21 protein-coding genes are annotated in these 16623 nt (G+C 68.7%); 10 read left to right on the forward strand and 11 right to left on the reverse strand.

The features are described from left to right. Positions 1-70: 70 nt before the first annotated feature. Positions 71-466 (reverse strand): rhodanese-like domain-containing protein, encoded by a 396-nt coding sequence (locus ABD156_RS37230; RefSeq protein ID WP_344285391.1) that lies wholly within the window; start codon positions 464-466, stop codon positions 71-73. Then, a complete protein-coding gene (locus ABD156_RS37235; RefSeq protein WP_344285394.1) occupies positions 463-1008 on the reverse strand; it encodes a cysteine dioxygenase in 546 nt (181 codons plus the stop codon). Before ABD156_RS37235 ends, ABD156_RS37230 begins: the two co-directional genes overlap by 4 nt. A gap of 390 nt (positions 1009-1398) precedes the next feature. On the opposite strand from ABD156_RS37235, the gene ABD156_RS37240 reads away from it, so the two are divergent. From ABD156_RS37240 to ABD156_RS37260, 5 genes are all read left to right on the forward strand, one after another. Beyond that, on the forward strand, positions 1399-2211 hold the full coding sequence (locus tag ABD156_RS37240; RefSeq protein ID WP_101435363.1) for an ABC transporter ATP-binding protein: 813 nt from the start codon (positions 1399-1401) through the stop codon (positions 2209-2211). Between the two features lie 64 nt (positions 2212-2275). Next, complete coding sequence (locus ABD156_RS37245; RefSeq protein ID WP_344285400.1) at positions 2276-3055, forward strand: enoyl-CoA hydratase/isomerase family protein; 780 nt, start codon at positions 2276-2278, stop codon at positions 3053-3055. Further along, positions 3052-4017 (forward strand): class I SAM-dependent methyltransferase, encoded by a 966-nt coding sequence (locus ABD156_RS37250; protein WP_344285403.1) that lies wholly within the window; start codon positions 3052-3054, stop codon positions 4015-4017. The genes ABD156_RS37245 and ABD156_RS37250 overlap by 4 nt, the downstream gene beginning before the upstream one ends. Position 4018: 1 nt before the next feature. Further along, positions 4019-5203: a class I SAM-dependent methyltransferase gene (locus tag ABD156_RS37255; RefSeq protein ID WP_344285405.1), complete on the forward strand. Its 1185-nt coding sequence runs from the start codon at positions 4019-4021 to the stop codon at positions 5201-5203. A 47-nt stretch (positions 5204-5250) separates the two neighbouring features. Continuing rightward, complete coding sequence (locus ABD156_RS37260; RefSeq protein WP_344285407.1) at positions 5251-6012, forward strand: HAD family acid phosphatase; 762 nt, start codon at positions 5251-5253, stop codon at positions 6010-6012. A 57-nt stretch (positions 6013-6069) separates the two neighbouring features. Here ABD156_RS37260 and ABD156_RS37265 read toward each other — a convergent pair whose 3' ends face one another. The 4 genes from ABD156_RS37265 to ABD156_RS37280 all read right to left on the reverse strand — a co-directional run bounded on the left by ABD156_RS37265 (position 6070) and on the right by ABD156_RS37280 (position 10044). Then, positions 6070-7050, reverse strand: a complete 981-nt coding sequence (locus ABD156_RS37265; RefSeq protein ID WP_344285409.1) for a chitinase — start codon at positions 7048-7050, stop codon at positions 6070-6072. Between the two features lie 119 nt (positions 7051-7169). Continuing rightward, positions 7170-7724, reverse strand: coding sequence for a dihydrofolate reductase family protein (locus ABD156_RS37270; RefSeq protein ID WP_344285412.1), 555 nt, complete (start codon positions 7722-7724; stop codon positions 7170-7172). 51 nt (positions 7725-7775) lie between these two features. Continuing rightward, complete coding sequence (locus ABD156_RS37275; protein WP_344285413.1) at positions 7776-8216, reverse strand: MarR family winged helix-turn-helix transcriptional regulator; 441 nt, start codon at positions 8214-8216, stop codon at positions 7776-7778. A 244-nt stretch (positions 8217-8460) separates the two neighbouring features. Then, positions 8461-10044 carry a methyltransferase domain-containing protein gene (locus ABD156_RS37280; protein WP_344285415.1) on the reverse strand — a complete coding sequence of 528 codons (1584 nt, stop codon included), beginning with the start codon at positions 10042-10044 and terminating at the stop codon, positions 8461-8463. 89 nt (positions 10045-10133) lie between these two features. On the opposite strand from ABD156_RS37280, the gene ABD156_RS37285 reads away from it, so the two are divergent. From ABD156_RS37285 to ABD156_RS37295, 3 genes are read left to right on the forward strand one after another with little or no spacing between them, the layout of a single operon-like run. Then, positions 10134-10724: a helix-turn-helix domain-containing protein gene (locus ABD156_RS37285; RefSeq protein WP_344285418.1), complete on the forward strand. Its 591-nt coding sequence runs from the start codon at positions 10134-10136 to the stop codon at positions 10722-10724. A gap of 30 nt (positions 10725-10754) precedes the next feature. After that, the gene (locus tag ABD156_RS37290) at positions 10755-11141 is read left to right on the forward strand and encodes an ArsR/SmtB family transcription factor (RefSeq protein ID WP_344285421.1); all 387 of its coding nucleotides are present in this window, start codon (positions 10755-10757) and stop codon (positions 11139-11141) included. Next, positions 11095-11589, forward strand: a complete 495-nt coding sequence (locus tag ABD156_RS37295) for an SRPBCC family protein (RefSeq protein ID WP_344285424.1) — start codon at positions 11095-11097, stop codon at positions 11587-11589. The genes ABD156_RS37290 and ABD156_RS37295 overlap by 47 nt, the downstream gene beginning before the upstream one ends. Before the next feature lie 43 nt (positions 11590-11632). Here the strand turns inward: ABD156_RS37295 and ABD156_RS37300 are convergent, their stop codons facing one another. Beyond that, positions 11633-12496 carry a 3-hydroxyacyl-CoA dehydrogenase family protein gene (locus ABD156_RS37300; RefSeq protein ID WP_344285427.1) on the reverse strand — a complete coding sequence of 288 codons (864 nt, stop codon included), beginning with the start codon at positions 12494-12496 and terminating at the stop codon, positions 11633-11635. A 100-nt stretch (positions 12497-12596) separates the two neighbouring features. On the opposite strand from ABD156_RS37300, the gene ABD156_RS37305 reads away from it, so the two are divergent. Further along, a complete protein-coding gene (locus ABD156_RS37305; RefSeq protein WP_344285430.1) occupies positions 12597-13007 on the forward strand; it encodes a hypothetical protein in 411 nt (136 codons plus the stop codon). Here ABD156_RS37305 and ABD156_RS37310 read toward each other — a convergent pair. The 3 genes from ABD156_RS37310 to ABD156_RS37320 all read right to left on the reverse strand — a co-directional run bounded on the left by ABD156_RS37310 (position 12991) and on the right by ABD156_RS37320 (position 15387). After that, positions 12991-13896: a carboxymuconolactone decarboxylase family protein gene (locus ABD156_RS37310; RefSeq protein WP_344285433.1), complete on the reverse strand. Its 906-nt coding sequence runs from the start codon at positions 13894-13896 to the stop codon at positions 12991-12993. The two genes, ABD156_RS37305 and ABD156_RS37310, sit on opposite strands and share 17 nt — an antisense overlap. Before the next feature lies 1 nt (position 13897). After that, positions 13898-14542, reverse strand: a complete 645-nt coding sequence (locus ABD156_RS37315; protein WP_344285436.1) for a TetR/AcrR family transcriptional regulator — start codon at positions 14540-14542, stop codon at positions 13898-13900. Between the two features lie 101 nt (positions 14543-14643). Beyond that, the gene (locus ABD156_RS37320; protein WP_344285438.1) at positions 14644-15387 is read right to left on the reverse strand and encodes an SDR family oxidoreductase; all 744 of its coding nucleotides are present in this window, start codon (positions 15385-15387) and stop codon (positions 14644-14646) included. 92 nt (positions 15388-15479) lie between these two features. Here ABD156_RS37320 and ABD156_RS37325 point away from each other — a divergent pair, with 92 nt between their 5' ends. Continuing rightward, a complete protein-coding gene (locus ABD156_RS37325; protein ID WP_344285440.1) occupies positions 15480-16100 on the forward strand; it encodes a TetR/AcrR family transcriptional regulator in 621 nt (206 codons plus the stop codon). Here the strand turns inward: ABD156_RS37325 and ABD156_RS37330 are convergent. Next, positions 16085-16609 carry a TetR/AcrR family transcriptional regulator gene (locus tag ABD156_RS37330; protein WP_344285443.1) on the reverse strand — a complete coding sequence of 175 codons (525 nt, stop codon included), beginning with the start codon at positions 16607-16609 and terminating at the stop codon, positions 16085-16087. The genes ABD156_RS37325 and ABD156_RS37330 overlap by 16 nt on opposite strands. Between the last annotated feature and the right edge of the window lie 14 nt (positions 16610-16623).

Here is a 16623-nt window from a genome sequence, read left to right on the forward strand (position 1 = left end):
ACCACACCCGGTCAACCCACCATGACCAGCACAAACCAAGATGAAAAACCCCCATTGGGGCGCTCCCGGCTCACGGGACCGCGGGCGAACCGCCCTTCTGCACCGGCAGCCCAGCCGCCGCCCAAGCCCGGAATCCGCCCGCCAAATCCGTCGCGTTAGCCAGCCCCAGCCGCTGCAAATCCGCCGCCGCCAGGCTCGACGCGTACCCCTCGTTGCACACCACCACCGCGACGGTCTCCGCCGAAACGCCCGGCAGCCGCCATTCGCTGTCCGGGGCGAGCCGCCACTCCAGGTGGATCCGCTCGACCACCACCGACCCGGGAATCTCGCCCTCGGCGACCCGGTTGGCGTACGGCCGGATGTCGACGATCAGCGCGCCGTCGGCCTGCAGGTCCGCGGCGCGCGCCGGTTCCGCCCGGTCCAGCGAGGACCGGGCGTCGGCGAGAAAGCCGTCAAGAGTGGTCATGACCGCACAATGGCAGGCAGCGGCGGGATCTCGTTCGGCACGTCCGCGAGGCTCGTGTACTCGCGGGTCGGCACCAGCGGCGGCGAGTAGGCGTGCACGCTGGCCGCCGGTTCCTCGCCGACGCCGAGCACCTGGTGCGCGCGTCCGGCCCCGAAGCCGATGCCCTGCCCGGCGGTGTGCGTGCGGCGGCGCACCGGGCCCCCGGGGTAGCGGTACTCCTCGCCGAGTTCGCCCTGCAGCACGGTGAACGAACCCGACGCGCCGCCGTGGTCGTGCGGCTTCGTGTGCTGGCCGGGCAGCCACGACAGCAGCCACAGCTCGACGCCGTCGGTCAGGGCCAGCCGCGCCCACCAGCGCCGGTCTTCGTCGAAGCGCAGGACGTCGCGCAGGCTGGTGGTCAGTTCGGTGGTGACCGTGCGGGTGAGGTCGGCCAGTTCGCGCGGCGTCCACAGCAGCCGCGACGGGTGCAGCAGTTCGGGCAGCAGCGGATCGGTCAGCTGGGGGTGGATCTCGACTTCCGGACGGACGATGGACGTGGTCAACGGAGGCTCCTGGAAACTAGCTCGGATGGTGCCGGACGCGAGGCGACGCGGCACGCCGACGAGGATCAGCGTGCGTGCCGCGCCCGGCTACACCCGCTGGAAGCCACCAGGAGAAGGTCGATCGCACGACGGCGCCACAACACGGGGCGCGCGGACCTGACCATGCCGTGGATGCTGCCACAGCCTCGCGATCACGGCCTGTTGTCCCATCCGCTGGACATCCCGCGCAGCGGCGCTTGTGGTCCGTGAGGGGAACCCCGAGGGAATCAGAGTCCCTCAGGGTTCCCCTCACGGACGTGAAGCTGCGGTCAGCGGGGCTCGAGTTCGCGGCATTGGCTCTTACCCCGGGCGGGTGCGCGCGCGGGACCGGGCGACCGCCACAATGGGCTCGTGAGCGAGCCGATCCTGCCCAGCGATCCCGACGACCTCGTCGTGCGGATGTCCGGTGTCGGCGTCCGCCGTACCGGAAACGACCTCCTCGCGGCCCTCGACTGGGCGGTCGAGCTGGACGAGCGATGGGTGGTGCTCGGGCCCAACGGGGCCGGCAAGACCACCCTGCTGCGCCTGGCCGCCGCCGAACTGCACCCCACCTCCGGCACGGTCGACCTGCTCGGCGACCGCATCGGCAAGGTGAACATCTTCGACCTGCGCCCGCGCATCGGGTTCACCTCCGCCGCGATCGCCCAGCGCGTGCCCGGCGACGAGCGGGTCGCCGACGTCGTGGTCAGCGCCGGGTACGCGGTGATGGGCCGCTGGCGCGAGCAGTACGACCGGATGGACCTCGACCGGGCGACCGAACTGCTCGGCACGCTCGGCATCGCGCACCTGGCCGAGCGCACGTTCGGCACGCTGAGCGAGGGCGAGCGCAAACGCGTGCTGATCGCCCGGTCGCTGATGACCGACCCGGAGCTGCTGCTGCTCGACGAGCCCGCCGCGGGCCTCGACCTCGGCGGCCGCGAGGACCTCGTGGCCCGGCTGTCGGTGCTCGCGATGGATCCGGACGCGCCGGCGATGGTGCTGGTCACCCACCACGTCGAGGAGATCCCGCCGGGCTTCACCCACGCGCTGCTGCTGCGCGAGGGCCGTGCGGTGGTGTCCGGGCTGGTGGACGACGTGATCACGAGCGAGAACCTGTCCAAGACGTTCGACCAGGACCTGGTGCTGGAGCGCTCGGGCGAGCGGTTCTTCGCCCGCCGCCGGTAGGTTGTCCTTACCGGCCGGTAGCCTGCTGCCGGCTGAGTGAACGCCGTTAACAAGGAGGATTCGCGTGGGAGAGTTCGTAACCCTGGAGGTCGAGGGCGGGGTCGGCACGATCCGGCTGGACCGGCCGCCGGTCAACGCGCTGAACAACCAGGTGCAGGCCGAACTTGCCGAGGCCGCGCGCGAGGCGTCCGACCGCGACGACGTGCGCGCGGTGATCCTCTACGGCGGCGAGAAGACCTTCGCCGGCGGCGCGGACATCAAGGAGATGTCGTCCCGCACGTACCCGGAGATCGCGAAGTTCGGCGCCGAGCTGACCGCGTCGCTGGCCCGGGTCGCGAACATCCCGAAGCCGGTCGTCTGCGCGATCACCGGCTACGCCCTCGGCGGCGGCCTCGAACTGGCGCTGACCGCGGACTGGCGCGTGGCGGGCGACAACGTGAAGGTCGGCCAGCCGGAGATCCAGCTCGGCATCATCCCCGGCGCGGGCGGCACGCAGCGGCTGACCCGGCTGATCGGCCCGAGCAAGGCCAAGGACCTCATCTTCACCGGCCGGTTCGTGAAGGCCGAGGAGGCGCTCAAGCTGGGCATCGTCGACGAGGTCGTGGCTCCGGACGACGTGTACGCGGCGGCGCACAAGTGGGCCTCGCAGTTCGCGAACGGCCCGGCGGTGGCGCTGCGCGCGGCCAAGACGGCGATCGACTCCGGCCTCGACGTCGACCTGGCCACCGGCCTGAAGATCGAGACGCAGCTGTTCACCGCGCTGTGGGCGACCGAGGACCAGAAAAACGGCATGCAGTCGTTCATCGACAACGGCCCCGGCAAAGCCAGTTTCGAGGGGAAGTGACTTCCGTGACCGACCCGGCGCCGAACCCGCACGCCACCGAAGACGAGGTCAAGGCGGCCTACGCCGACCCGAAGCTCGCGAACGTCCTCTACCACGACTGGGAAGCCGGGACGTACGACGAGAAGTGGTCCATTTCCTACGACGAGCGCTGTATCTCCTACGCCACTGACGTGTTCAACGCGGTCGCGGGCGAGGACGGCCAGCCGTACCAGCACGCGATGGAACTGGGCAGCGGCACCGGGTTCTTCCTGCTGAACCTGATGCAGGGCGGCGTCGCGAAGAAGGGTTCGGTCACCGACCTGTCGCCGGGCATGGTGCAGGTCGCGCTGCGCAACGCCGAAGGCCTCGGTCTCGACGTCGACGGCCGGGTGGCCGACGCGGAGCGGATCCCCTACGACGACAACACGTTCGACCTCGTGGTCGGGCACGCGGTGCTGCACCACATCCCGGACGTGCGCCAGGCGTTCGGCGAGGTGCTGCGCGTGCTCAAGCCGGGCGGGCGGTTCGTGTTCGCCGGCGAGCCGACGAAGATCGGCGACCGTTACGCGCGCCGGCTCGGCCAGTTCACCTGGTACCTCACGACGAACCTCACCAAGCTGCCCGCGCTGAGCGGCTGGCGGCGGCCACAGTCCGAATTGGACGAATCCTCGCGGGCGGCGGCGCTCGAGGCCGTGGTCGACATCCACACCTTCGACCCGTCGGAGCTGGAAGCGATGGCGCGCGGGGCCGGTGCGCAGGACGTCCGCGCGGTGACCGAGGAGTTCTCGGCGGCGCTGGCCGGATGGCCGATCCGCACCTTTGAGGCCGCGGTGCCGCAGGAGAAGCTCACCGTGCGCTGGCGGCTGTTCGCCTACCACCTGTGGCTGCGACTGTCCGCTTTGGACAAGAAGCTGCTGTCGAAGGTGCTGCCGCGCGAGCTGTTCTACAACGTGATGATCACCGGGACCAAGCGGCCGTCCTGAATTGCCTTACAGTTTCACGCTCGACGACGTCGCCTTCCTGCGCTCGGCCGCGGGACGGGCGGCGCTCGCCGAGTGCTCCACTTTGGACGCCTCGCGGATCGCGGACGTCACCACGGCTCGCCGCCTGGTCGGGGAGCACGCTTCACCGGTGCTGGAAACCGTTGCGCTGCGGCGTAAATCGGTCTTGAAGCTGGCTTCTTCTGCCGAGTGGTTGTTCACGGCCGACGCCTTACAGCAGGCGAGCGCTACTCCGGTGGCTCGGCATCGAGCTTCCCGGCTGGCTGGTCTCGCCGTTCATGATGTCACGTGCTCAGTGGGTGCGGACCTGGTCGAGCTGTCGCGGGTCGCTTCGGCGGCGATGGGGTCCGATGTGGACCCAGTGCGGCTGGAAATGGCTCAGCACAACGCTTCCGTCGCCGGAGTCTCACCGCTCGTCGCACGGGCCGACGCCCTGCGGCCGGTTTCCCGGGACACCGCTGTGGTCGCCGATCCGGCCCGCCGCGACTCAGCCGGTCGCCGCGTGTGGCGTCCGGCCGACTTCCTGCCGCCGCTCGACGAACTCGTGGCCGCCTATCCCGGCCGGATCCTGTCGGTGAAATGCGCGCCCGGCATGGATTTCTCCATCGCACCCTGGGCGGACGAGGTGGAACTCGTGTCGCTCGACGGTCAAGTCCGCGAGGCCTGTCTGTGGCGGGGGCTTTCGTCGGGTGTCACGCGCCGGGCGACAGTGTTGCGTTCGGACGGTACACAGTGGACGCTTACCGACGCGGAAGCGGACGACGTTCCCGTGCGGGCAGCGGGGGAGTGGCTGGTGGACCCAGACGGCGCAGTCGTCCGCGCCGGACTCGTGCGACATTACGCGGCGCGGCATGGGTTGTGGCAGCTGGACGAACGCATCGCCTACCTCACCGGTGACACGCCACCGCCGGGAGTGCGCGCGTTCCGCGTCCTGGAACAGTTGCCGTACCGCGAAAAAACGCTCGGGCAGGCGTTGAAGAAGCTCGACGTCGGGCGGCTGGAAATCCTCGTCCGCGGCCTCGACGTAGACCCGGACGCCTTGCGTCGCAAGCTGAAACCGCGCGGTCACGAAGAGTCCACTGTGGTGCTGACGAGGATCGGCCGGTCGCCGGTGGCGTTCGTGTGCCGGGCCGAACGCATCCCAACGGAGGGTTTTCAAGCCGGTTGACGCGGCGTAAGTTCTGCGGGTTGGCGAATAATCACTGGAGGGTCGCTGTGTCTCGTTTTCCCGCTCTCGTCAAACTGGCCGCCGCCGCGGCCGTCGGCGCCACCGTCGCAGGAGGCGCGACCGCGCTCGCCGGGTCGGACGCCGTCACCGCCGCGCACGGCCGGGAGCCGGCCAACATCGGCCAGGTGAAGAACGACGTCAAGGCGTACTACGGCGACTGGCTCGACGCGTCCGGCAAGCACCACTACTCCGATACCAGCCGGTTCGTCACCGACACCAAGCGCGTGGTGGCCGACGCGAAGCGGTACCTGCAGCAGAAGCTGGGCAAGGTGAAGAACCCGGCGATCGTGCTCGACGTGGACGACACGTCCGAGATCACCTACGGCTGGGAAGCCGACAACGACTTCGGCTTCGACCCGGTGAAACAGCAGAAAGCCATCGACGACGGCACTTTCGAGGCCAACAAGCCGGTGCTGGAACTGACGAAGTGGGCCGCCGAACGCGGCGTGCAGGTCTATTTCCTGACCGGCCGCAACGACAAGCAAGGCCCGCAGTCGCTCAAGAACCTCGCGAACGAGGGCTACCCGACGCCGACCGGCGCGTACTTCAAGCCGAAGACCACCGCGCCGGACTACCTGCCGTGCGGGCTGAACTGCAACACCGTGCAGTACAAGTCGGGCACCCGCGCGCACATCCAGTCGACCGGCGCGCACATCGTGCTCAATCTCGGCGACCAATTCAGCGACCTTGAGGGCGGCTACGCCGATCACCCGGTGAAGCTGCCGAACCCGATGTACTACCTGCCCTGATCTCTTGTGCCGGAGTCAGCCCGGGTCCCGCGCCGGGCCCGGGCTGCTCCGTCTTCGTCAGCCGGAATATCCGGCGAAGATCCTCGAGAATTCGTACGGCTGCTGGGAAATGTTGGTGCACCGGTACAGCGCGCCGGTGCACGCGTTCGCGTCGCGGCCGAGTTCCCAGAACGACAGCATTCCCAGGTGGACACTCTGCGCGAAGCTGACCACCGCGCTGGCGTCCTTCTGGTAGAAGATCTCGTTCTGCGAATCGTTGACGCCCAGCATCGGCGTGAGGCCGACCTTCTGCCAAGCGTCCGCATCGGACAGTCCGAGTGCCGTTTTCAGTTGCCCCTGCGTGGATTGCGCCGCCTGGATCGCCTTGGCTCCCTGGTCGCCGGCGCCCTGGTAATAGTCCATCGCCATGACGTTCACCAGGTCGAGAGTGACGCCCGCGTCCCGCGCCGAGGTCACGACGTTCAGTCCGTCCGACGTGAGCCCGGTGGGAAGCACCGGCAGGGTCAGGGAAATCTTGATCCCGGGATTGTCGTCCTGCACCTTTTTCAGCGCTTCGGAACGCAGTTTGATCGAACCGGGGTCGGCGACCGCCGCGCCCTCGATGTCGACGTCGATGTACTTGAGGTCATAGGCTTTGATCACCGCCTCGTACTCGCCGACCAGTGAATTGACGTCACCGCACGCCTGCGCGAGCTCGACGCCGGACGCGCCGCCGAAGGAGACCTTGACGTCCCCGCCGGCCGCGCGGATCTTCGCGATTTCGTCGGACTGCCAGCCCTGCCGAGGGTCGTAGGCAGCGAACCAGCTGGCCTTGCATGCGGCTCCGGTGACAAAGCCGAGGGTGAAACTCTTGATGCCGCTCTGCTGCGACATCGACGACAACACGGGCGACGGCCACGCGCCCATGTCCACATAGGGCGCGAGCGCGATCGACGAATCGCTCGCCGCGGCCGCGGCGCCCGGCGGGACCGCGAGTCCGGCAACGGCCAGCAGCCCGCCGAGCGCGGCCGCCAGTTTCCTGGGGGAGGACAGACGCATGGGTGGAACCTCCACGGTGAGGACCGAGGGGTGGAAAACCCCTGTCCAAAAGGTATAGACCAATAATCCCGTGGAGGCCATGGGCCATTAGTATGCCGATCCGTCCCGCTGAGCGGGATTCAGCGCTGGGCGGCGAGCCGGTACCGCAGGTCGATCGCCAGCGCGGGATCGCCGTCGTGCACGCGATCCCACCGAACCGGTTTCCCGCCCGGATTGTCGAACAGCCGGATGCCGGACCCGAGCATCACCGGCATGAGATGCACCTGGAACTCGTCGACAATCCCCAGCTCAACGCACTGTCGCGCGATATCTTGGCTGTGCAGCTCAAGATCTTTCCCGTCCGCCGCGGCGAGCGCGATTTCGACCGCCTCCCGGACGTCGCAGCTGAGAAAGGTGACGCCGTCCTCGGCCGGCGCGTCGTCCGGATGATGGGTGAGCACGAAAACCGGCCCGCTCCACGCCCCGCCGTACGGTTGCTTGGCGACCTTTCCGGGCACCCTCGCCGCCAGCGCGTCAAACCCGCGCCGCCCGCCCAGAATCGCCCCGATCCGCGCGACGGATTCCTCGTGCACCCCCGGCGTGACGCGCACGCCCGACATCCAGTCCATCGCATGCCCGTCCGCGGCGACGAACCCGTCCAGCGACATCGCGACGTGCCACAGCACCTTGCCCATGCGTCCTCCTCGTTCTTTCGATACGAGGTAGACCGGCGGGCCGGCGAAAACTCATCGGTCCTCGGCTGCCAGATTCTCCGCGCAGACGCTCAGCAGTTCGGCCAGTCGCCGCCGCTCGGATTCCGGCATCCCGGCCAGCATCCGCTCCTCGACCTCGGCGACCACCCGCTCCGCCTCTTTCAGCCGGGACTCGCCGGTCGCGGTGAGCCGCACCGGCCGCGCCCGCCCCGTCGACGCTTCCTCGGCAACCGCGACCAGCCCAGCCGTCTTCAGCCCGGCCAGCACGTCTCGCAACGACTGCCGCGTCACAAAACACCGCCGCGCCAGCTCGGCCGACGACGCCCCCGGGTTCGCCGCCAGTGCCGCCAGCACTGCGTACTGTGACATCGACAATCCGATCGGCCGCAATCGCTCGTCGGACGCCTGCCGAAACGCCTGCTGCACCCGCTTCACCAGATACCCCGGCCGTCGCGTCGTTGCGTCTTGACTCATGACAGGAACCTTACACACAATGGTCCCTTGTCGGGAATCTGTCGCGCCAGAGGCGACGGAAGAGGTGATCGGCCACCGCTCCGGAATGCCAAGAGCGCCTGTCCGCCGCGTCGGCCTTGACCGAATGCCAACCGCACCTGCACACCGTGCACTGCGCCTGACCGGAGGAGTTGCCGCCTCGTCCGGTCCGCTCGGCACGGTGGCCCGGTCCGGCCGCCCCCTGACTGGCCGGACCGGGCCACCGTCACCCCTTCCGGGCCACCAGCACCGTGTCCCGCACCACCGTCTCCGCCCCGACCGCGGCCCGCTCCCGAACCTCCGCTGCCACCGAAGCCCAAGACCGGTCCAGCGTCTTCGCCACTTCCTCAGCCGTGAACATCATGTCCGGCATATGCGGCCGCCCAGCGTGCAGGTCGGCGGGGTCATGCCCCACCACCAGCAACGTCCCGCCCGGAGCCACCGCGTCCGCGAGCCGCGCGAACGCCACCGTCCGGGCCGCCGACGGGATGTGCAGGAAATGCGTCGTCACCAGGTCGAACTTCGACTCCGGCACCCACTCGCCCAAGTCCGCGGCGACCCACGTGATCCGCTCGCCCACGCCGAGCTTCGCCGCCTGCGCCCGCCCGCGTTCGATGGCGGTCGTGGAGAAGTCGACCGCCGTCACGCGCCAGCCCTGCTGCGCGAGCCAGATCGCGTCGCCGCCTTCGCCGCAGCCAGCGTCCAGCGCGTGGCCCGGTTCCAGCCCGGAAGCCTCGGTCACGAGCTGGTCGTTCGGCCGCCCGCTCCACATCTCGTCCCGCGAGCGATACCGCTCCTCCCAGGAACCGCGGTCGAACGGCGGATGCTCGTTCGCCCGCGCGACCTCCCGCTCCATCTCGTGCGAGAACGGCGTTTCCCGCTGCCGCACGGCTTCCGCGGCCTCTTCCTCGACCAGTTCGCCGTTGATCGCCGCCCCGGCCATCAACCCCGCCGCGGCCGAAACCACGACCTGCGCGCGCATGTCCGTGACATTTCCCGCCACCCACAAGCCGGGAACGGACGTCCGGCCGGCCGCGTCCGCGGGAACCCTCGTGCCGATCACGAAGCCGTTGAACTCCACCGGTTCCGGCTCGATCCCGAGCGGCGCGAGAAAGTCCGCGCGCGTCCTGGCCGGTGCCGCGACAGCCAGCGCCTCGCGCGCCACGACCTCGCCCGACTCAAGCCGTACCCCGGTCAGCTGGTCGTCCTCGGCCTCGATCGCCGCGACGACCCCGTCCACGATCCGGATCCCGCGCGCCAGCAGCGGAGCCTCGTCGAAATCCCCGTGCGTGTGGCGGAAAACGACGACGTCGTCGGTCAGCTGCCGCCACATCAACGCCTGGTGCACGGTCATCGGACCGGTCGAGAGCACGCCGATCGCCCGGTCGCGCACTTCCCAGCCGTGGCAGTACGGGCAGTGCAGCACGTCCCGGCCCCACCGCGCCGCCAGCCCGGCGACCTCAGGCAGCTCGTCGACGAGACCGGTCGCGACCAGCACCCGCCGCGCGCCCGTGCGCCGCCCGTCGGCCAGCGAGAGCTCGAACCCGTTGTCCCCCTTGGCAATCGACGTCACCGTCTGCGCGACCACCTCGCCGCCGTACCCGGCCAGCTCCGCGCGGCCGAGCGAGAGCAACTCGGCGGGCGGCGTGCTTTCGCGGCCAAGGTAGTTGTGCACGTGCCCGGCCGGCGCGTTGCGCGGTTCGCCGGAATCCACGACCAGCACCGACCGCCGGGACCGCGCGAGCGCCACCGCTCCGCTGAGTCCGGCCGCGCCGCCGCCGACCACCACCACGTCGTACTTCTCGTCCACTGGATCCTCCTGTAGTCCCCGTGCCCCGGACTATCCGGAGAACGCGCCGACTTGACAAAGTTCTTTGCCGAAGTGGCAAATTGAACGGCATGAGCGAAGACGACCAGGGCCTCGGCGAGGTCCTGCACGCGGTCGGCCCGAGGCTGCGCGCCCTGCGAAAGCAGCGCAACGCGACGCTGACCGGTCTCTCGGAAACGACCGGAATCTCGGTGAGCACGCTGTCGCGGCTCGAAGCAGGCCAGCGCAAACCGACCCTGGAACTGCTGCTCGCGCTGGCCCGCGCCTACCAGGTCCCGCTCGACGAACTGGTCGGCGCGCCCCCGACCGGCGACCCGCGCCTGCACCCGAAACCGTTCGTCCGGAGCGGCCGGACCTACCTGCCGCTCACCCGGCGGCCAGGCGGCTTGCGCGCCTACAAGATGATCCTTCCGCCGGAGCGTTCCGCCGAACCCCCGGACCAGCGGGTCCACGAGGGGTACGAGTGGATGTACGTCCTATCCGGACAGTTACGCCTGATGCTCGGCGAGCACGACGTCATCCTTCGGCCGGGGGAAGTCGCCGAGTTCGACACGCACGTTCCGCACTGGTTCGGCAACGCGGGCACCGAGCCCTGCGAGGTCCTGGCCCTTTTCGGCCCGCAAGGGGAGCGCTTCCACGTCCGCGCCCGACCTGCCTCTTGACGCATACCCATATCGGCATATGATTGGCGCATGGCACGGGCAGCGACCACCGCGGACGTCTTCAACGCCGTCGCCGAACCACGGCGCCGGGAGATCCTGGACGTCCTCGCCGACGGCGAGCGTCCGGTGAACGACCTCGTCCGCGTGCTGGGCCTGGGGCAGCCGCAGGTGTCGAAGCATCTGCGGGTGCTGCGCGAGGTCGGCGCGGTCGAGGTGCGAGACGAGGGCAGGCAACGCCTTTACCGGCTGAATGCCCGCGCTCTCAAGCCGATCCACGACTGGGTGCGCCGCTACGAACGGTCCTGGGAGGAACGGTTCGAATCGCTGGACGCCGTGCTGGAAGAGATGGGCTCGACCGAGGAGGACGACTATGACCGACACGACGACCGGCACGGCGAAGGTGACGCTGCCCGCTGACGACCAGATCCTGATCACCCGGGATTTCGCCGCCCCGCGGCAGCACGTCTACCGTGCCTGGACCACGCCGGACCTGGTGAAACGCTGGTGGGCGGGCAAACGCGGCAACGTGACGTCCGTGGACATCGACCTGCGAGTCGGCGGCCAGTGGCGCTATGTGCTGATCGCGAACGGCAACTTCGAGGTGGCCTTCCACGGCGAATATCGCGAGATAGTCCCCGGGGAACGCCTGGTCCACACCGAGGTCTACGAAACCCCGGAAGCCTTGGACGTGGAGGCCCCCGTGGTCACCGTGACGTTCGCCGAATCGGGCGACCGCACCACGGTGACCATCCTGACCGAAACGCACACCAAGGAACTCCGCGACACCATTCTGGAATCCGGCATGGAAGGCGGAATGCAGGAGTCGATGGACGCGCTGGAAGAGGTCGCGGCTTCGCTGCCGTGAACCGGCGAGGCGGCCCGGATTCCGCTGTCCGGGCCGCCGCGATTCAGCCGTACGAGTAGAACCCCTCGCCGGTCTTGATCCCGAGCTTGCCCGCCTCGACGTACGTGCGCAGCAGGTCCCGCGGCCCGGCAGGCAGGTGCGGATTCTCGTCCGCGTAATGGGTTTCGATGTCCAGCACCACGTCCAGTCCGACCTGGTCCATCATCTGGAACGGCCCGTACGGCAGATGCCAGTTGATTTTGAACATCCCGTCCACGTCCTCGGGCCGGGCGACGCCCTCCGCGACCACGGCGAGCGATTCCCGTTTGATCGCCGCCCACACGCGGTTGAAAATGAAGCCGACGCTTTCCTTTCGCGCCTCGAACGGATGAATGCCGAATTCCGGCAACACCCCGAGCAGCGTGTCGAGCACGGTCCGGCCGGTTTCGCCGTCGGACATGAGGTCGACCGCGTTCGCCGTCGGCGGCATGTAGAAGTGGATGTTGCACAGCCGCGATTTGTCGCGCACCTTCTCGGCCATCATCCGCGACGGGTACGACGACGAGTTCGTGGCGAAGATCGTGTCGGCGGGCGCGGCCTGGTCGATTTGGCCCCACAGCGGGATTTTGATGTCCAGCCGCTCCGGCACCGCCTCGACGACGAGCCAGGCGTCGCGCAGGGCGTCCTCGATCGACGCCGCGTCCTCGACCTGGCCGACCTCGCCGGAGCCGCGCTTTTCGAGCAGGACGGGCAACGCCTCCGCCACGTATTCCGCCGCCGCCGCGACCTGTTCGGCGCTCGGGTCGCTGATCCGCACGGTTCCGCCGCGCGAGGCGAACATCAGCGCGATGCGCCTGCCCAGCGTCCCGGCACCGAACACGGTGACCGGCCGGTCGCGGATCTGGTCGAATGTGTACGCGTACGGCATGGCGGGCTCACCTTTCGATCTTGAGCCAAGAAGACCACCCGTCCTCGCCCGCCGCAATTCCGCGCCCACTGGTGGGGGACCGGTTGCGTAGAATGCGGCGGTGGTCGATGTTCGCGACGTTCGCCGGCTCTGTTACGGCTTCGCGCGCCAAACCGGCGGAACTCTCGCTGAATTCCGCGTCCCGGATGTCACGCCGAACTTCTGGCAAGCCGTCGTCGAGTATCCCGACCGCACGATCTCGGTCGTCGCCGCCAACGACGCGCCGGTGCTCGCGCTCGCCCGGCCTCGCTCGCTCGACTTCGCGCCGTCCCGGGAATGGGGTCCGCTGGAGTTCGTCGACGAGCCGGAACTGGCCGCCGTGCTGGCGGAAACGGACCAGTTCCGGGTGCTCACGCCAGCCGACCTCGGACGTTCCTTCAAGGCCGAGGACTGGCCGCACCTCACCCGGTCCGACATCGCGTACTGGAAACCGGCGACGGTCGGCGAAGCCCTGTTCAATTACTGGGACTGACCTCCCGGACCCCGGACAGCGGGAAGGTGCCGCCGCCGGAAATCGTGACGGAGCCGGTGAACGCGTCCCCGTCGACCGTGCCGGTCACGTCCACCTCGAAACGAACCGGGTCGGTCACCAGCGCGGTGAAGGCGATTTCCTGGCCGTCGGCCGTTCCGGACACGATGGGGACCGTGATCTTCAGCTGAGTGTCGAAAATGGAACCGGACACCGCGGCGCCGTCGGTCGCGAGGTCGAGAAGCAGGTCTTTGCTTCCGGCCGGGTGGACGAACGTGATCTTCCATCGGCCGTCCGGGCCGGTTTTCCCGCTGGCAGGCCGGGAAACGCGCTCCGGGCGGGCCACCGGCGCCGGCGGCTCGCCGAGCGCGGGTTGTCCCGGCTTCACCGGAACGCCCGCGGAATTCAGGAACCCCGCCATCATCCGGTAATAGCCGACGAGGAACAGGATCTCGATGATCTCGGCATGGTCGCGGGTCGCGGCGAGAGCCGTCCAGGTTTCGTCGGACACAAAGACATCCGCGCACAGTTCATCGACGGCCCGCAGCACCGCGTCGTCCTCGGGCGGCCAGCTGGCGTCCGGGTCGGAGAGGGCGGTGATCTCGGCTTCGGTCGCGCCACCGCCGAGCGCGGCGGGCGCGTGGTTGGCCCATTCGTACGGCGCGTCGCACCGGAGCGCGACGCGGAGGATCGCCAGTTCGCGGATGCGCGGATGCAGTTTCCCTTGACTCAACAGGAAACCACCCAGTTTCCCGGACGCCTCCAGCACCTCCGGCGCGCGGGCGAGGACCTGGATCACCGTGTCCGCCCCGAGTTTCGCGAGTTTTCGCTGTTCGGGGTCCATCTCGTCGAGTTCGAGCGGCGGGATGCGGGGAATCGTCGCGTGCGGCATGTCAGTTTCCTTCCGCGGGCAGGCGATCGAGGGCGGCCTGCGCTTCGTCGAGGCTGAGCTGTGGATGCGAGTGGAGGTCGATCAGCGCACGGGCGAGGAGGTGGTCGCCCGCCGGGCTGAGGATGTCGACGCCGGCCGCGCGGGAAATGTGCTGATGCAGCACAGTGATCGACAACGCCATCGCGGTGCCGATCGCGGCCCGGACCTGGGGATCGACCGTCGGCGGGTCCGGCCGTCGCCGATCAGCGGCGACGAGCCGATTCGCGCCGGCGTCGACCATCTCGTCGAACAACGGCGCGGCCCCTCCTTCGACCAGCGCCCGGACGAGGTAATCCCGGTACGGCCCGACGGCGATTCGCGCCGCCGCAACGGGATTCGCGACGGCGCCGGCGTGGGGATCGGCCAGGTCGGCCAGATCAGCCGGGACCTGGTCGTTGAGCTGACGGAGGAGCTTCGCCAAGTGCGCGTCGCACGCCTCGCGAAGCGCCTGCTTGGACCCGAAGTGGTGCCGCACCAACCCCAAAGACACCCCGGCCTCCGCCGCGATGCCCCGGATCGTGGCGCGCTCGAAGCCGTGCTCGCCGAAGTGCCGCATCGCCGCGTCCCGAATCCGGGCACGCGCGGTCAGATCGTCAGGATCAGTCATGACGCGGCCACTATACGCATGAACAGCACGCTATACTCACGTATAGCCCTAGCGCCAGGTGCCTGAGCGCAAGAACCCCGTTGTCCCCGCGCTTGTGCTGGTCAGAACTGCTTCTCGCCGCCGTCGACGTAGATGTTCGCCCCGAGGATGAAGCTGCTCTGCTCCGACGCGAGGAACAGCACGGCGTCGGCAACCTCGCGCGGCGTCCCCATCCGACCGAGCGGAACTCGAGCCGTGAAACTCGCCCGGGCCTCGTCGACCTTGTCCGCGCCGACCGCCTTCTCGAGCACCGGCGTGTCGATGGTGCCCGGCGAAACCACATTGACCCGGATGCCGCGGCCCTTCAGTTCGTTGGCCCAGGTGCGGGCGTAGGACCGAAGCGCGGCCTTGGACGCCGAATACGTCCCGAACGACTCCAGGCCGTCATCCGCGCGGACCGACGAATTCAGGATCACCGACGCGCCCTTGTTGAGCAGTGGCAACGCTTTCTGCACAGTGAAAAGCGTGCCGCGAACGTTGGCGCCGAAGACCTGGTCGAAATGCTCCGGCGTCGTCTCCTCCAAGCTCGCGAACGACCCAGCCGCCGCGTTGGCGAACACGACGTCGAGCCCCTTGCCGCGAGCGCGAACCGCGTCGTAGAGCCGATCCAGGTCGGTCAGGTCAGCGATGTCACCCGGTACCGCGGCAGCCGACCCGATGGTCTTCGCGGCCGCGTCCAGCGCTTCCCTGTTCCGCCCAGTAATGAAGACGAACGCCCCCTCGCCCGCGAGCCGTTCGGCAGCGGCCAGGCCGATCCCACTGCTCCCGCCGGTGACGACCGCCGTCTTGCCCTCAAGCTGTCCCATTTGCTGACCTCCGCACAATTCGGTACCGATCGGTACTGATCACAACCGTAGCACTTCCGGACCGATCGGTACTGAAGGAGTAGGCTGGCGCGGTGACCACTCAGAACAAGGCGCACGTAGGCCGCCCGCGCGGCTTCGACGCCGACGAAGCACTGCGTCGCGCCATGCTGGTGTTCTGGGAACAGGGCTATGAAGGGGCCAGCCTGGCCGACCTGACCGGGGCCATGGGCATCACGAAAACCAGCATGTACGCGGCTTTCGGCAACAAGGAACAGTTGTTCCGCAAGGCTTTGGCCCGCTACGACGAAGGCCCCGCATCCTACGGCCCACGAGCCTGGGCGGAACCGACCGCCGCCAAGGTAGCCGCTGCGATCCTCAACGGCGCCGTCGAAGCAACAACCGACCCCGACTGTCCACCTGGCTGCCTAGGCGTCCAGGGCTCGCTGGCGGCGGGCGAACTAGGCCTGCCCGCACGCGAATTGCTGGTCGAATGGCGCAACGCCGCACGCCGAGCCCTTGAGAAACGCTTCCAACGCGCCGTGGACGAACACGACCTGCCCCCGTCCGCCAATTCGGCCCAGCTAGCTCGCTACATCATGACGGTCGCCTTCGGCATCGCCGTCGAAGCAGCCAGCGGCGCAAGCCGGGAAGAGTTGCAGGAAGTCGCCGACACGGCCCTGCGCAACTGGCCCGACTTTCAGCGCCCGCAGTAAAGATCAACCGCGACAGTCATCCGCTCCCGGAACTCGTCACGAGTCTCGGCGTCGTGCTTGATGCCGATCGCCGTGCTGATCAACGTCCCGGCCACGTCGCCCGCGGAGCGCCCCCCGATCGCCTCGATGACGAGCGCCCGGAACAGCTTCGGATATTCAGCCGGCATGGCACCGAGCAATTCAGGGTTCGAGTCGATCAGGACGCCGATCTCCGCAGCCATCGCCCCGACGTAGCGCCCGGCCCAATGATCGAACGCCCCGATCAACCGCTCGCGCAACGGTTGCCGAGAATCGGCGAGAACACTCCGCGCCGCCGCGATGCTGCCGTCGAGCGAATGCCGCACCGTGGCGCGGAACAGTTCCGGCTTGGAGGAGAAGTAGAAATACAGGCCAGGGCGCGAGATGTCCGCCGCCTTCGCTACATCGTCCATGGACGCCTTGCGATAGCCGTAGCGCGCGAAAACCTCCAACGCCGAGTCCAGCACCTGCGTACGCCGATCACTGCCCATAGACGCACTATACA

Origin of the sequence: Amycolatopsis albidoflavus (genome assembly GCF_039525725.1) — a bacterium.
Lineage (GTDB): Bacteria > Actinomycetota > Actinomycetes > Mycobacteriales > Pseudonocardiaceae > Amycolatopsis > Amycolatopsis albidoflava.

Bases quoted from the DNA above. Each gene is read 5' to 3' on its own strand.
- ABD156_RS37230 (WP_344285391.1), bottom strand. From the start codon at position 466: ATGACCACTCTTGACGGCTTTCTCGCCGACGCCCGGTCCTCGCTGGAC.
- ABD156_RS37265 (WP_344285409.1), bottom strand. From the start codon at position 7,050: ATGCGTCTGTCCTCCCCCAGGAAACTGGCGGCCGCGCTCGGCGGGCTG.
- ABD156_RS37270 (WP_344285412.1), bottom strand. From the start codon at position 7,724: ATGGGCAAGGTGCTGTGGCACGTCGCGATGTCGCTGGACGGGTTCGTC.
- ABD156_RS37275 (WP_344285413.1), bottom strand. From the start codon at position 8,216: ATGAGTCAAGACGCAACGACGCGACGGCCGGGGTATCTGGTGAAGCGG.
- ABD156_RS37285 (WP_344285418.1), top strand. From the start codon at position 10,134: ATGAGCGAAGACGACCAGGGCCTCGGCGAGGTCCTGCACGCGGTCGGC.
- ABD156_RS37290 (WP_344285421.1), top strand. From the start codon at position 10,755: ATGGCACGGGCAGCGACCACCGCGGACGTCTTCAACGCCGTCGCCGAA.
- ABD156_RS37295 (WP_344285424.1), top strand. From the start codon at position 11,095: ATGACCGACACGACGACCGGCACGGCGAAGGTGACGCTGCCCGCTGAC.
- ABD156_RS37300 (WP_344285427.1), bottom strand. From the start codon at position 12,496: ATGCCGTACGCGTACACATTCGACCAGATCCGCGACCGGCCGGTCACC.
- ABD156_RS37310 (WP_344285433.1), bottom strand. From the start codon at position 13,896: ATGCCGCACGCGACGATTCCCCGCATCCCGCCGCTCGAACTCGACGAG.
- ABD156_RS37315 (WP_344285436.1), bottom strand. From the start codon at position 14,542: ATGACTGATCCTGACGATCTGACCGCGCGTGCCCGGATTCGGGACGCG.
- ABD156_RS37320 (WP_344285438.1), bottom strand. From the start codon at position 15,387: ATGGGACAGCTTGAGGGCAAGACGGCGGTCGTCACCGGCGGGAGCAGT.
- ABD156_RS37330 (WP_344285443.1), bottom strand. From the start codon at position 16,609: ATGGGCAGTGATCGGCGTACGCAGGTGCTGGACTCGGCGTTGGAGGTT.